Origin of the sequence: Salegentibacter sp. UBA1130, assembly GCF_002311535.1 — a bacterium.
GTDB classification, from domain to species: Bacteria; Bacteroidota; Bacteroidia; order Flavobacteriales; family Flavobacteriaceae; genus Salegentibacter; species Salegentibacter agarivorans.
In genome coordinates, this window is sequence record NZ_DCAP01000007.1 from 39,770 (window position 1) to 54,011 (window position 14,242).

General features: G+C 36.5%; 11 protein-coding genes. 5 read left to right on the forward strand and 6 right to left on the reverse strand.

The genetic code is table 11. The annotated features are described in order from the left end of the window. The first annotated feature begins 58 nt into the window (after positions 1 to 58). Both B4F31_RS02235 and B4F31_RS02240 read left to right on the forward strand, forming a co-directional pair. Positions 59 to 1,618: an NAD(P)/FAD-dependent oxidoreductase gene (locus B4F31_RS02235; RefSeq protein WP_093305866.1), complete on the forward strand. Its 1,560-nt coding sequence runs from the start codon at positions 59 to 61 to the stop codon at positions 1,616 to 1,618. Between the two features lie 107 nt (positions 1,619 to 1,725). Continuing rightward, the gene (locus B4F31_RS02240; protein ID WP_286760513.1) at positions 1,726 to 3,252 is read left to right on the forward strand and encodes a GH3 family domain-containing protein; all 1,527 of its coding nucleotides are present in this window, start codon (positions 1,726 to 1,728) and stop codon (positions 3,250 to 3,252) included. Here the strand turns inward: B4F31_RS02240 and B4F31_RS02245 are convergent. The 4 genes from B4F31_RS02245 to B4F31_RS02260 form a co-directional block, all read right to left on the reverse strand. Further along, positions 3,249 to 3,917: a hypothetical protein gene (locus B4F31_RS02245; protein ID WP_394333653.1), complete on the reverse strand. Its 669-nt coding sequence runs from the start codon at positions 3,915 to 3,917 to the stop codon at positions 3,249 to 3,251. The genes B4F31_RS02240 and B4F31_RS02245 overlap by 4 nt on opposite strands. A gap of 140 nt (positions 3,918 to 4,057) precedes the next feature. Then, positions 4,058 to 4,537 carry a DUF4168 domain-containing protein gene (locus B4F31_RS02250; protein ID WP_093304945.1) on the reverse strand — a complete coding sequence of 160 codons (480 nt, stop codon included), beginning with the start codon at positions 4,535 to 4,537 and terminating at the stop codon, positions 4,058 to 4,060. A gap of 130 nt (positions 4,538 to 4,667) precedes the next feature. Then, complete coding sequence (locus B4F31_RS02255) at positions 4,668 to 6,533, reverse strand: DUF389 domain-containing protein (protein WP_286760514.1); 1,866 nt, start codon at positions 6,531 to 6,533, stop codon at positions 4,668 to 4,670. A gap of 101 nt (positions 6,534 to 6,634) precedes the next feature. Then, complete coding sequence (locus tag B4F31_RS02260) at positions 6,635 to 8,506, reverse strand: S9 family peptidase (RefSeq protein WP_286760515.1); 1,872 nt, start codon at positions 8,504 to 8,506, stop codon at positions 6,635 to 6,637. Positions 8,507 to 8,652: 146 nt separating this feature from the next. Here B4F31_RS02260 and B4F31_RS02265 point away from each other — a divergent pair, with 146 nt between their 5' ends. Further along, complete coding sequence (locus tag B4F31_RS02265) at positions 8,653 to 9,093, forward strand: VOC family protein (protein WP_093304937.1); 441 nt, start codon at positions 8,653 to 8,655, stop codon at positions 9,091 to 9,093. On the opposite strand, the gene B4F31_RS02270 is transcribed toward B4F31_RS02265, so the two are convergent. Then, positions 9,090 to 9,902, reverse strand: coding sequence for an HAD family hydrolase (locus tag B4F31_RS02270; RefSeq protein WP_286760516.1), 813 nt, complete (start codon positions 9,900 to 9,902; stop codon positions 9,090 to 9,092). The two genes, B4F31_RS02265 and B4F31_RS02270, sit on opposite strands and share 4 nt — an antisense overlap. 232 nt (positions 9,903 to 10,134) lie before the next feature. Here B4F31_RS02270 and B4F31_RS02275 point away from each other — a divergent pair, with 232 nt between their 5' ends. Both B4F31_RS02275 and B4F31_RS02280 read left to right on the forward strand, forming a co-directional pair. Beyond that, entirely contained in the window at positions 10,135 to 12,615 is a 2,481-nt protein-coding gene (locus tag B4F31_RS02275) for a TonB-dependent receptor (protein ID WP_286760517.1), read from the forward strand. 61 nt (positions 12,616 to 12,676) lie between these two features. Next, positions 12,677 to 13,795 carry a PepSY-associated TM helix domain-containing protein gene (locus tag B4F31_RS02280; RefSeq protein WP_286760518.1) on the forward strand — a complete coding sequence of 373 codons (1,119 nt, stop codon included), beginning with the start codon at positions 12,677 to 12,679 and terminating at the stop codon, positions 13,793 to 13,795. Here B4F31_RS02280 and B4F31_RS02285 read toward each other — a convergent pair. Beyond that, the gene (locus tag B4F31_RS02285) at positions 13,792 to 14,148 is read right to left on the reverse strand and encodes a phage holin family protein (RefSeq protein WP_075327307.1); all 357 of its coding nucleotides are present in this window, start codon (positions 14,146 to 14,148) and stop codon (positions 13,792 to 13,794) included. The two genes, B4F31_RS02280 and B4F31_RS02285, sit on opposite strands and share 4 nt — an antisense overlap. Between the last annotated feature and the right edge of the window lie 94 nt (positions 14,149 to 14,242).

Here is a 14,242-nt window from a genome sequence, read left to right on the forward strand (position 1 = left end):
TTTTATAATTTTAAATCAACAAATTTGAAAAGTATATTTTTGTGATAGATTTTAAAAAATGAAGTACCAGTACCAAATAAGAGTAAGCCCAGAAGAGGCTGCAAATCAGCATAAACTTACGCAAGCGGTTTCCCGCCACGGAGGCATAGCTCTAAAAGACATTACTTTTGTAAATATCTTAAAGCGATCTATAGATGCCCGGCAAAAGGCCATAAAGATCAATTTAAAAGTTGATGTTTATGTAAAGGAAGCATTTACAGAAGATAAAATTTATCTCCCAGATTACCAGAATGTAGCAAACAAAGAGGAAATTATAATTGTTGGTGCTGGTCCCGCAGGCCTGTTTGCGGCCTTGCGATGTATTGAATTAGGATTTAAACCTATTATTATTGAACGTGGAAAGGATGTTAGAACCCGTAGGCGCGATCTAAAAGCTTTAAATATTGAGCATATTGTAAATGAAGATTCTAATTACTGTTTTGGTGAAGGTGGTGCCGGTACTTATAGCGATGGCAAATTATACACCCGATCTAAAAAACGGGGTGATGTAGATAGAATTTTGAAATTACTTGTAGGTTTTGGCGCTACCCCAGAGATTATGGTAGAGGCACACCCGCATATTGGCACGAATAAACTTCCGGCGATAATAGCAGATATTAGGGAACTAATTATTAATTGTGGCGGAGAAGTTCTTTTTGAAACCCGGGTGACCGATATTCTGGTAGCGAATAATAAAGTTACCGGAATTAAAACCTTAAAAGGTGAAACAATTAATTCTAAAAAAGTTATCCTTGCCACAGGACATTCGGCCAGGGATATTTTTGAACTTTTACATAGAAAAAATATAAAAATTGAAGCCAAAGCCTTTGCGCTTGGCGTTAGGGTAGAACACCCACAGGAATTAATAGATAAAATTCAGTATAAATGTGATTCCAGGGGAGAATTTCTTCCACCTTCACCATATAGCATCGTAAAACAAATAGGAGGTAGAGGAATGTACTCCTTTTGTATGTGCCCCGGCGGAATTATAGCTCCCTGCGCTACCGCACCCGGTGAAGTAGTTACCAACGGTTGGTCTCCCAGTAAACGCGATCAACCAACCGCAAATTCAGGTATTGTTATAGAATTGAGATTATCAGATTTTAAAAATGCCGAAAAGAATCCCCTGGCAGCAATGGAATTCCAGAAGCAAATAGAACAAAAAGCCTGGTTAGAAGGCGGAAGCACCCAAAAAGTGCCGGCTCAACGCTTAGTAGATTTTACTCAAGGGAAAATTTCTACAAATTTGCCGGTGACTTCTTATAAACCCGGCATTACTTCAACCGATTTAAGTGAAGTTTTCCCAGATTTTATTCATAAAACTTTACAGGAAGGTTTTAAAGAATTCAACAAAAGTATGCGAGGTTTTTTAACCAATGAAGCCGTAGTTCACGCGCCAGAATCCAGGACTTCCTCCCCGGTAAGAATCCCGAGAGATCCTTATAGTTTTGAGCATGTACAAATAAGGGGGCTTTACCCCTGCGGGGAAGGCGCCGGTTACGCCGGCGGAATAATTTCTGCAGCAATAGACGGGGAGAGATGTGCCGAAAAATGCGTGGAGAGTTTACAGAATTCTTAGTATTTTGAAAGGTTAAATTATTGATAATTGTCAAGACATTAATAGTGTTGATTTTGGTTTTTTTTATCTTCATTTTTTGAAAACAACCACCATTAAAAATCAAGATTATGCCCATAGTAGGTTCCTTAATAAAAAGTCTTATAGATCTTCGTGATACTATTGTTTCTGAACCGGAAGCAGAAGAAGCCCAAAAAGAGGTACTTACAAAACTGCTTAAAAAAGCTAAAGACACCCAGTTTGGAAAACATTACGATTTTGAATCAATTTTAAAATCTGATGATATTCAAAAAACCTTTGCTGAAAAGGTGCCTTATTTTGATTATAACAAATTGGAGAAGGAATGGTGGCATAAATTACACGATGGTGAAAAAGACGTAACCTGGCCGGGAAGACCTCCATATTTTGCAGTGAGTTCGGGTACTACCGGAACAAGCAGTAAGCGAATCCCGGTTACCGATGAAATGCTGGAGTCTATTAGAAAAGCAGGAATCAAACAGGTTAGTGCGCTAAGTAATTTTGATCTTCCGCCAGATTTCTTTGAAAAGGAGATTATGATGCTGGGAAGCTCTACCGATTTGGAGAAAGAAGGAGACCATAAAGAAGGTGAAATTAGCGGAATTAGCGCAAGTAATATTCCTTTTTGGTTTCGCGGTTATTATAAACCCGGGGAAGAAATTTCAAAAATCGAAGAATGGGATGAGCGAGTTCAACGTATTGCCGAAAACGCTAAGAACTGGGATATTGGAGCCCTAAGTGGAATTCCCTCCTGGTTAGAACTTATGATGAAAAAGGTTATTGAATATAATAATCTTGATAACATTCATGATATCTGGCCAAACCTAAGAGTTTACGCTTCTGGCGGAGTTGCATTTGAGCCTTACGAAAAGAGTTTTAATGCTTTATTGGGCCACCCAATTACGGTTATTGATACATATTTGGCTTCCGAAGGATTTTTGGCAGTACAGGCAAGACCTGATACCAATGCTATGAAACTTATTCTGGATAACGGAATTTATTTTGAATTTGTTCCTTTTAAGGCTGAATATATTAACCAGGATGGTTCTATTGTTGGAGATGCCCCGGTAATTTCTTTAGATGAAGTTGAAGAAGAAAAAGATTACGTACTGCTTATCAGTACCGTTTCTGGTGCCTGGAGATATTTAATTGGGGATACTATTAAATTTACCGATGTTAAACGTAAAGAAATTCGCATCACCGGGAGAACAAAATTCTTTTTAAATGTGGTTGGTTCTCAACTTTCAGTAAATAAAATGAATGATGCCGTACAGGAACTCGAAGATAAATTTGATATTAAAATTCCTGAGTTCACCCTGGCTGCGGTAAGAATTGATGGTGAGTTTCATCACCACTGGTATTTGGGAACCGAAGGCGATACTCCAGAAGAAAAACTTAAAGAGGCTTTAGATGAATCGCTGAAAAATGCTAATAAGAATTATAAAGTTGCGCGTTCTAAAGCTTTAAAAGGCGTGAAAGTAACTAAAGTACATCCCGATATGTTCCCTGAATGGAATGCCGCTAATAAGAAAAAAGGCGGGCAGGTGAAAATGGAAAAAGTTATGGACGAAGAGAAATTTGCAAAGTGGGAAAAGTTTGTAAAAGAACAAAAAGCCTAATCGTCGTCTTCGTCAATTTCATCAATTAAAGCCATAATTTCTTCCTGTGAGAGGTAAAGTTTTTTGATTCTTGCCTTATAGGCATCAGCAAGGTGGGTGTGGTTTAAAATAAAATCTTTAGTGGCTATAATATATTTTCCAAGTCCGTGGTTTACTGCATAGGTATCTGCGGCTCTTTCAGCTTCCTGAATATATCTTTTTGAAGTAAGGTATTTAATTCCAAACCATACCATATTCGCTGCACTACGTTCACGATAATCCATAATGTGCCCCAGCTCGTGGCCAATCCAGCCAATAAGAACTTCTGACGGAACATTTTTTACATCAAAGACTTCATCTTCAATTTTAATGTGTTCGCTTATCATTACAAAGTAAGATCGATTCTTTTTATTCTTTAATAATCCCGAAACTTTGGGCTGCGCTTGCATAAAAGATTTCTGAATCTTCTTTTTAAATTTGAATTCAATTGGGGTATCTCTTAGCTCGGGGTAGTGAGAAAGTGCTACATAAGTTTCCCTCCAAATTTCATCGGGTACAATTTTATTTTCAAACTTTAAAGTATCTTTTTGTTTCATTTGTTCCTGGGCATAAATCGCACTCCAATTCCATTGGCAAAATAGAATTGCTGTGATTAATAAAAAATATGTTTTAAGTATAGAATTCAATTTGGACTGTTTCTGTATAGAGCTAAAAATATAGTAAACCTGCTGGTTTCGCCAAGAAAGTTCTTATAAAATAAACATAAAAAAAGGCCATCTATACAGATGACCTAATTTTATATCGATTTCTAAAACTAATTTAGAAATTATCCCTGCATTAGCTGTTGTAATCTCTGTTGTAGTTCGGTATCGGTTTGAAGTGCCATTGCGATTTTCTCGTAACGTGCAACATCAAGTCCTTCTTCTGAAATAGCATTTTCCATTTCTTTTTGAAACTCGCCTTGCATTCCTTCAATTTCTGAAACAACTTCTTTGTGCTTTGTCAGTTCATCTTCAGTAGCATCAACCTCGGTATTTGGGTCTAAAGAAGCCTGGTGAATTTCATTAAAACGCTGAATGTCAAATCCGCTATCTTCTACTTTCTTCGCCATCTCCTGTTGCGCCTGTTGGTTTACCATTCTAATTTTCTGGTAAGCATCAGCAAATTTAGAAAGCTCCTCGTCACTAACATCTACTTCTACAGTTTGCTGTTGTTGCTGTGGTAGTTGAGTTTGGGCAAATACACTTGCTGATCCTAATAATGCAAAAGCAAATAATAAACCTGCAATCTTTTTTGATTTAATCATAATCGTTGTTTAAAGTTTTTAATGAGGCACAATCTAAAAAGATCATATTGCTACACAAAAGATATTGATAATTAATTTCGGTTTTTTAGAGAAACTTAACTCAAATTGAGAGCCTTGTTAAATTTCTGCTCTAAAATCTCCGGGCAGAAATTACTTCCAGATGAATAGGTTCTCCAATATCTTCTTCCAATTGTTTTTTGATGTCTCTCATTTCATTTCCACTTAGGTTTTCTGGTCCTACCAGGGTAAGAGAAACCCGCAAGGGATCTCCAAACCTAACTTTCACGTCTCTAATTACTAATTCGTTTACGGTAGAGCCTTCTAGTTCCCGTGTAATACTCGCTTCTTTTTTAATTCGGTTAAAAGATAGGGAAAGAGGAACCATTACCATTCCAATTAAAATTAGGGTATAAACCAAACCGAGTTTTGCTCGTTTAAAAGGTGCAAAACCAAGTATAAGAAAAGTGATTCCGGCAAACATAATAATACCCGCAAGGTTAGTTAGATATAATAAAAAGGCACCTGAAAATACCTGCCAATCCCACCAGCCAATTCCAATTCCCGACACGGCCAATGGCGGGACCAGTGCAACTGCAATAGCTACTCCCGCGAGACTTTTTGCAATTCCTTCTTTGGCATGTGCATATGCTGCCGCAACCCCAGAAGCTACTGCAATTCCCATATCTAAAAGCGTAGGTGATAGACGCGCATCAATTTCAGAAGTAATTAATTTTATTGGAATTATGAGTGTAACACCCGAAGAGAATAAAAGCGAAACCCCTGTTCCAATGAGAATGGTGATAATTCCTCTCTTCAGCATGTTGGTATCATAACGAACCATCCCCATCGCAAAAGAAACGATAGGTGAAATAATAGGGGCCAAAATCATTGCTCCAATAATAACGGGAGAAGAATTAGCGAAAAGCCCAAAAGTGGCGATGAGTGTAGAAAGGATCATCATTACCACATAAATAGAGGTGGTTTTGGAGTTTTCCCGCAATACTTTAAACAATTCCTGGAATTCCTCGGTGGTGGCGCGAGGAAAAATTGGTAGGGTACGTTTGGTTAACTCTTCCCTTTTTTCACCCGTAGGCAGCGTATCGGTCTTATTGCTCTTTTTGAGGTTTGCTTCATCTTTTTCTGTACAATATTTACTGGCTTGTGCCAGGCACAAAGATTCGGGTTCTACCCTAAGTAATATTTCTTTGGCTTTTTCTTTTTCTCCATCTATAGTAAATTCTATTTCAGAAGAATTTTTAATGTGCAGTTTGGCAATTTTTATTCTTCCAATAAAAGAAGGCGTTCTGTCTAGTTGCTTACCGCCAGGAAGTAAACTGCGCAATAAAAACCAGATTAATTGCAGTAAATTAGTTGGCGAAATAATAAGTGTAGTAAACATTCCATCGTTTAAAGAACTTTCGGAAACCAGTCTTCTGGCTACCACCGAGCTTAAAGCATGTTCTACTACAATTATTCCCAGCGCCGAAGTATGAATTATTTTTTCATCTTCTGAACTTATTACATACGAGTTATGCGAAAGGGAAGATAGATGTCTTATGTTTTTGAAAAATGTATAAACTTCCCTTACAAAATTGTTGTTTTGATGATCTTCAGTGAAAATAAAAACATTTCCAATATTCACCGACTGGAAGATGGGAATATCGTTACAGTAGAGCATATCCAGGTTATGCGCTTCTTCATTTTCCAGAATTTCTTTTATAACTTCCTTAGGGTCGTTGGCAATGCCTAAACCTTTGGTGGTATATGTATTTTCTGGGTGAGGGAGAATTCCAACTTTTTGATTTTGCTTCGCGGCTTTTGGTAAAAATTCCCTTAGAAATTCATCGCTTAAATAAGTAACTATTATATCGTCTTTTCCTGCTTCAAATTCGGTTTCAGGGTAATCTATGGTTTGTTTTTCGGTATTTTCTAATAACGGAAAAATATCATTTTCCACAGTTTCCCTATCATCAGGATGATGTAAAATATACAGCATAGTTTTCTATTGCGATTGCAAGCGCCAAGATAAGGCTTTTTGAAATCGGCACTAAAAGTTTAACCTGAGTTTTTGAGTTCTCCCCTAAGAATAATATAAGCTTACTCTTCCTCTTTTAAATATTTATCTAAAAATTGTCTTATTTGCCTGTAACCTTCAATTTCATTTTCCTTTTTTATAAATCCATGACCTTCATCTTCAAAAACCACATATTCTACTGGTACATTATTTTCTTTTAGAGCTGCAACAATTTCATCTGATTCAACCTGAAGCACTCGAGGGTCGTTAGCGCCCTGTAAAACCATAACGGGATTTTTAACCTGTTCAGCGTGAAAAAGCGGTGATTTATTATAAAGCGCTACCGAATCTTTTACAGGATCTCCCATTTCTTCGTAAAGCGCTTCGCGGAATGCTTCCCAGTAAGGCGGGATAGATTTTAAGGTACGCAACCAGTTAGTTACCCCAAATATATTTACACCTGCTTCAAACTCATCTGGAGTAAAGGTCATGGCCGCCATCGTCATATAACCACCATAGCTGCCTCCAAGAATTCCTATTTTTTCTGAATCTATGTATTCCTGTTCCTGCAGCCATTTTTTACCCCAAATACAGTCTTTTAGATCTTCCTCTCCGTGTTTTTTATCGTCCATTTTAAAGAAAGTCTTTCCATAACCGCTACTACCGCGATTATTTACAGCTAAAATTGCATAACCCTGATTCACCAAATACTGGATTAAAGCTGAATAACCTATCCGGGATTGCCCTCCGGGTCCGCCGTGAACCCATACCAGGGCGGGAACTTTATTATCTTTTGTAGCTTGATGAGGTTTGTAATAAATAGCGGGAATTTCCAGTCCGTCAAAAGATTCGTACCGTACAACTTCCGCTGAAACCAGATCTTCGGGGTTTATTTCAGGGTTTAAAGTATTGGTTAATTTCTTTAATTCTCCCGATGAAAAATTATAAACATATAGATTATTAGGAGCTTTTGCTGTGCCAATGGTAAGCCGCATTAGTTCTTCACTATCAGAAATATTTACTGCTACAATATCTTCATTTTCCATATCGGGAAGATCAACTTCCTCACCGGTTTTGGTGTTTTCAATAATTAAGCTGTTTTTCCCGTCTTCATTAATACCTGTCACCCTGTATTTATCATTTTCACTAAGATAACTATACATTACGTCCCAGTTGGTCTCAAACAAATTGCTGCTTTGGTTAGTTTCAAGATTATATGCTATTAAACTTTTAAATTCCCTACCGGCATTGGTAATGTAATAGAAATGTTCATCATTTTTATCAAAACCGGAAGCTGAATATTGAGCTGATTCTTCCGAAAGTTCTGTCATTTCTTCGGTTTCTAAATTGTATAGATACAGCTTATTTTCACTGGTGGTAATAGATTTGGTAAGGGCAATTAATTTCCCGTTGTGAGAAATATCTTCAAAAGAGAGATTTTCTTCATTTTTATAAATTAACTCACTTTCCCTGCTCTGCATCTCCATTTCATATAAATCAAAAAACTGCGGATTCCTTTTATTTGAAAGATAATAGAAACCGGTTTTCTCATTGTTCCATCCGGCAAATTGTGCTTTTTCATTTTCTCCGGGAGTTAGATCTGTAGGGTTTTCATTTGGCTCAAGCAGGTAAATATGGTTAATTTCATTTCCTCCTTTATCTGCCGAGTAAAGGATACTCTCAGAATTTGGAACATAATCTATAGCAAAATAGGAATCTTCTTCTGAAGAAGTTATTTGTTGCATTTCTTCGGAAGAAATATCAATTTCAAACAAATTAAAAATTCCACTTTTGTCAGAACTTACCAGTAGTTTATCTTCGTCAGGAGAAAAATAACCTCCGCCTATTCTGGTATTTTCATAAAACTGTTCAATGGTATAATCTTCGGGTTCATGGTTTTGTTGCGCAAATACGGGAAGGCTAAGAAAAGCCATTAAGTAAACAAAATATTTCATAATTAGAAGTTTTGGTTGGTTATGTGGTTTGATAATCAGTAAATTAAATAAACTAAATTTACGTAATTTTCGCTGAACTGGTTTAGATAACCTATTTTTTGCAAAAAGTGGGGTATATCATTATTTTAAAGAAAAAAAATCTAAGTATGAAAAATAAGAATCTAACTTCAATTATATTATTTGCAGCTACTACAGCTTCAAAAGAGTTTAACTTTAGAAAAGATCACGATACAATTAGGGTAAAAGATCTAAAGACTTCCGTAAAATTTTACAAAGATATTTTTGGGTTAGAACAAATAGATAATGGCGGCCTTGGAGACCATATTAAATGGTTTAAGCTGGGTAATAATGTACAGCTGCATTTGGTGGAAAGCGATACGGAAATAGAGAAAAATAAAGGTTTTCACTCTGCTTTTAATACCGAAAACCTATCGGAATTTATGAAATTTCTTAAGGATAAGAATATTCCTTTTGAAAACGGGAAAGGTGAAAAAAATACAATTACCAACCGTCCTGACGGGGTTAAACAAATTTATTTTCAGGATCCCGATGGGTACTGGATAGAGGTGAACGACAGTAAGGTTTAACTTTTTACCGCATATTCCTTTTTAAGCAAGCCAAGTTCTTCAATAGTTTTTAGAACACCGTTTTCGTTGTTATCAAAATTGGTTAAATACTTACTTGCTTTAATAATTTCGGGATGCGCGTTTTTCATTGCGTAGCTGTATTTCGCGTTTTGCATCATTTCCAGGTCATTGAGGTAATCTCCAAAAACCAGGGTTTCTTCAGAAGAAATATTTAATTCTTCCTGAATACCGCTAATTGCATTTCCTTTATTTGCAGTAATAGAAGTGATATCTATAAATACATGGGCGGCAATTGCTACTTTATAATAATTTGCATATTCTTCTAAATGCGGGTAGGTATTTTCTTCAACCCCATTAAAATTACAAAAAGTTACTTTTAAAAATGTATCGTCTACCTGAGTGAGATCGTCAACTTTTTTAATCTTTTTATAAAATTTATTGATTTCGTTAAAAAAGCTATCGTCTTTACTTTCTATATACGCCGAATTTTTCCCGCAAAGTACTAAGTGTGTATTAGAAAGTTCCCTGCCTTTTTTTACAAAATCCATCGCGGCTGTTTTGTCTAAAGGGTTTACATACAGATCTCTTCCTTTATGCACTACGTGAGTACCATTTTCGGCAAAAAACATCATTCGGTCTTTAATTCTTTCAAATTTGCTCTCCAGATTGTAAAACTGCCGGCCACTTGCCACAGCGAACATTATTCCTTTATTATTAAGTAATTCTTCTATCTCCCAAAAATCTGGATGTATCTCGTGCTCGTCGTTCAACAAAGTCCCATCCATATCGGTCACAATCAGTTTTATCATAGCGCAAAATTAAGCTGCAAATATAAAAGATTAGAATTGGGTATAAGTTAAGAAAACATCAAATGTCCTACTATCTAAATAGAATTTCTTGATGTATGTCTTTGATTCCCAAAAGGCTGAAGTGTTATTTGTTATTTTTATTTAAAATAATTATAAATAAGCTTTTGAAAAAGGGATTTCGTTTTTACATTTGCCGCGTATTTAAATCCAATCTAAATAAAAACACTGACTAATGAAGCTTTCAAATAGCCTGGTTATGTTCTTTTTTTTAGCTATTCAAATTAGCTTTGCACAAAATAACGGTGCAATTAAAGGAAATGTAGTAAATAATGCAGCAAACTCTCTGTCTAATGTTAATGTTGAAGTTAAAGGCCTTCAAATTGGTGATGAAACCAATAATAGGGGAGAATTTACGTTGAGAAATATTCCGGAAGGAAACTATACATTACAAATTTCTTATGTAGGGTATGAAACCCAGAATTTAAAAGTTAGCGTACAGCCTGGCGCAACTACCAATATTCCTTCTATTGTTTTGTTAGGAAAGGAAGAGCAGTTGGGAACCGTGGTTTTAAGGGGAAATGGAAACGGCAATAAGTTTACCCGAAATACCAGCGTGAGTGTAGCAAAGATGCCACTTAAAAAGATCGAAAATCCGCAGGTTTATAATAATATTACCGCTGAGCTTTTACAGGAACAGGTAATTACAAATTTTGACGATGCGATTAAAAATGCTTCAGGTCTTACAAAACTTTGGGAATCTACCGGTCGCGGAAACGACGGAGCAGGGTATTTTTCGCTTAGAGGTTTTCCTGTGCAACCAACTTTAGTAAACGGTTTGCCGGCACTAACTAACGGGAGCCCAGATCCTGCCAATATGGAAAATATTGAAGTAATAAAAGGCCCGTCTGGAACGCTTTACGGAAGTAGCCTTGTCTCTTACGGCGGATTGATTAATATCACGACAAAGAAACCTTATAATTATTTTGGCGGAAATGTTTCTTATACTTTAGGAAGCTTCGGACTTAACCGTGTAACTGCCGATGTTAATACTCCGCTTGATGAAACCGGTGATGTTGCTTTAAGAGTAAACACTGCCTACCATACCGAAAACAGCTTTCAGGATGCCGGGTTTAATAAATCTTTATTTGTTGCGCCTTCGTTAAGCTATAAAGTAAATGATAAACTTTCATTTTTTATAAATACTGAATTTTACGATTCTGAAAGTACAAATCCTTTAATGTTGTTCGTAGATAGAGGTGCACCGCTTAGAGCTACCAATATAGAAGAATTAGGTTATAACAACGAACTTTCTTACACCAGTAACGATCTTACTGTAGAGAACCCCACTTTTAGCCTGCAGGCGCAAATGAATTATGAACTTTCAGATAGCTGGACTTCACAAACCGCGGTTTCAACAGGATCGGCTAAAGCATTGGGGAATTATTCATATTTATATGAAACTACTCAGTTTAATCAGGGTAGAGAAGAGGTGCCTGGTGAAGCAACTAATTTAGATGAAGGACTTGTGTTTTCCCGCTACATTAGTAATCAAAATTCTACGACCATAAGTAATGATATTCAGCAGAATTTTATCGGAGATTTCGAAATTGCAGGAATGCGTAACCGCACCGTAGTTGGTTTAGATTATTTCAATAGAAAAGTAATTGATAACAATAGCGGATATATAGGAAATGGCGAGGTTTATATTGGTAATGCCAGCCTTCAGAATGTAAACGAAAGTGTTTACGATATCTACGAGCCTGAAAATTATATCACCAATTACGATAGCGGAATTCTAAGTAAAGAAGGTGTAGCCGGGTTATTAGAAAACGTTAATAGGAATAATAATATCGCTGAAGAAGATATTTATAGCGCCTATATTTCTAACGTTCTCAATTTCACTCCGCAACTGGCTGTAATGACCAGTTTAAGACTAGACCAGTTTGAAACTGAAACCAATAGCCAGACCGCACTATCTCCAAAATTTGGAGTGGTTTATCAACCGGTTTTAGATAAAGTAGCGCTTTTCGCAAATTATATGGATGGTTTTAGCAACGTGGGTCCAAGACAGGTAGATAACCTGGAAACCGGAGAAACAAGAACTATAGTTTTTGATCCTGAAAGAGCAAAACAATTTGAAGTTGGGACCAAATTAAACCTGCTTAAAAATCACCTTTCTGCTACCTTAAGTTATTATGATATCCAGGTTTCAAATATGGTAATGCAAGATGCTGAAAACCCTTTTAATCTTGTTCAGGATGGAGAGCAATATAGCCGCGGATTTGAAGCCAGTCTTACCGCCAGCCCTTTTGAAGGTTTAAATTTAATTGCAGGATTTAGCCATAACGATAGCGAATTAACCAAATCTGATCAAACTGATTTTCTTGGAAGAAGACCAGAATCTGCGGGGCCGGAAACTTTAGCTAACTTCTGGGCAAGCTATCGTTTTGTACAGGGAAATCTTAAAGGTTTTGGACTTGGTTTTGGTGGAAATTATGCCAGTGAAAATATGATCTTTAACCGTCAAACTGCAGGTGTTTTTACCCTTCCTTCTTACACGATTTTAAATGCTTCATTATTCTATAATGTAGATAAATTTGGAATTAATTTGAAGTTGAATAATCTTACCAACGAAGAATATTATACCGGTTGGTCTACAATAAACCCACAAAGACCAAGAAACTTTGCGGCGAGTTTAACTTATAATTTCTAATTAAATAAATTAATATGGTCACCATCAAAATTGTTTTGAGTTTTGGTGGTGGCCTATTTATATGCAGAAAAAAACAAAAAATAAAGGTTTAAAGAAGTGGATTGCTAAACTTCATTTGTGGCTGGGACTGGGTTCCGGTCTTATTGTTTTTATAGTAGCAGTTACCGGATGCATTTTTGTTTTTCACGACGAGATTAAGGATCTAACCCGCGATTATCGCAAGGTCACTTCTCAAACTTCAACATTTGTAGCGCCTTCAAAACTTCAGAATAAAACAAAATCGCTTTTTCCTGAAGCCCAACCGGGAATGGTTGTTTACCAGGGCAGGGATCGCTCGGCTTTTGTTTATTCTGTTATAGATGAGGTGCCGCATCATATTTATTTCAATCCTTATTCTGCCGAATTTCTTCAAAAAGAAAACCTGGAAGACGATTTTTTTCTAATTGTAGAAGATTTACATATGCATCTCTGGCTTCCGGAGAAAATAGGAAAACAGGTAGTAGGAATTTCTACATTAATTTTCGTTTTCATGCTTATCTCTGGAATTGTGCTTTGGTGGCCGAAAAAGCGAAAAAACTTCAAGAAACGTCTTCAAATAAGATGGGATGCCAAATGGCGCCGTGTAAATTACGACTGGCATAGTATAACCGGATTATATATTTCGCTTCTGGCTTTGTTTATAGCCATTATGGGACTTAGTTTTTCTTATGATTGGATGAATCACGGCCTATACGACCTGGCAAATCTATGGCAGGAAAAACCGGAAGACCGGTTAAATATTCAAATTGAAGATGCTGAATATTCTGAAAACGCCCTGGATATTGCAATAGTTGAAACCTTAAAACAACGGCCTGAGGATGAAATGTTTTTTGTGTGGGAACAGGGAGGAAGCGCACCAATAACTACAGGATCTTATCCTGAAGCCCTGGATTATGATCATCAATCTAACTTTTATTTTCATCCGGAAACCGGTGAATTAGTGAAAAACCATGAATATTCGGCTAAAAGTACCGGGATGAAATTGCAGGAAATGACTTTTGGTTTACACACGGGCCAGTATTTTGATCTACCCGGAAAAATAATCGCATTTTTTCTAAGCTTATTTGTAGCCGCTCTTCCCGTTAGCGGATTTATGATTTGGTTTGGCCGAAGGAATAAAAAAAGTAAGCCAAAAGCTTAAAAAAGTATCCAATCAACAATTCCGCCTACAATTGCTATAAAAACAGCGAGCCATAGTGAAGGGAGAAAACCTTCGGTCTTAAAATCGCTACTAAACTGGTCGGCAATTTCTATAATAATCGCGTAAGCAATAACACGGGTGATAAATCCTAATCCCAGGAAATAAAAAATCCCGAAAGTGGCTACGTTTAGCAATAAAGTAAGGACCCAACTTAATAAAAAACTCAGCACACCAATAATTAAAGCTACAATAATAGCTGTTTTAAAGCCGTCTAATTTTACTTTGGGCATTATATTAGCCGCGGCGAGTAAAACCAGGGCGTCTATAACAATATGCACTATCCATTGAAGCATGGCTTTCTATATTTTTTGGTTAGGTTATTTAAAGATAGAAAAAATTAGCCAAAAACTTTAAAGCAATTTTACTCGATAATAGATATTTCCCTGC

Bases quoted from the DNA above. Each gene is read 5' to 3' on its own strand.
- B4F31_RS02235 (WP_093305866.1), top strand. From the start codon at position 59: ATGAAGTACCAGTACCAAATAAGAGTAAGCCCAGAAGAGGCTGCAAAT.
- B4F31_RS02240 (WP_286760513.1), top strand. From the start codon at position 1,726: ATGCCCATAGTAGGTTCCTTAATAAAAAGTCTTATAGATCTTCGTGAT.
- B4F31_RS02250 (WP_093304945.1), bottom strand. From the start codon at position 4,537: ATGATTAAATCAAAAAAGATTGCAGGTTTATTATTTGCTTTTGCATTA.
- B4F31_RS02255 (WP_286760514.1), bottom strand. From the start codon at position 6,533: ATGCTGTATATTTTACATCATCCTGATGATAGGGAAACTGTGGAAAAT.
- B4F31_RS02260 (WP_286760515.1), bottom strand. From the start codon at position 8,506: ATGAAATATTTTGTTTACTTAATGGCTTTTCTTAGCCTTCCCGTATTT.
- B4F31_RS02265 (WP_093304937.1), top strand. From the start codon at position 8,653: ATGAAAAATAAGAATCTAACTTCAATTATATTATTTGCAGCTACTACA.
- B4F31_RS02270 (WP_286760516.1), bottom strand. From the start codon at position 9,902: ATGATAAAACTGATTGTGACCGATATGGATGGGACTTTGTTGAACGAC.
- B4F31_RS02275 (WP_286760517.1), top strand. From the start codon at position 10,135: ATGAAGCTTTCAAATAGCCTGGTTATGTTCTTTTTTTTAGCTATTCAA.
- B4F31_RS02280 (WP_286760518.1), top strand. From the start codon at position 12,677: ATGCAGAAAAAAACAAAAAATAAAGGTTTAAAGAAGTGGATTGCTAAA.
- B4F31_RS02285 (WP_075327307.1), bottom strand. From the start codon at position 14,148: ATGCTTCAATGGATAGTGCATATTGTTATAGACGCCCTGGTTTTACTC.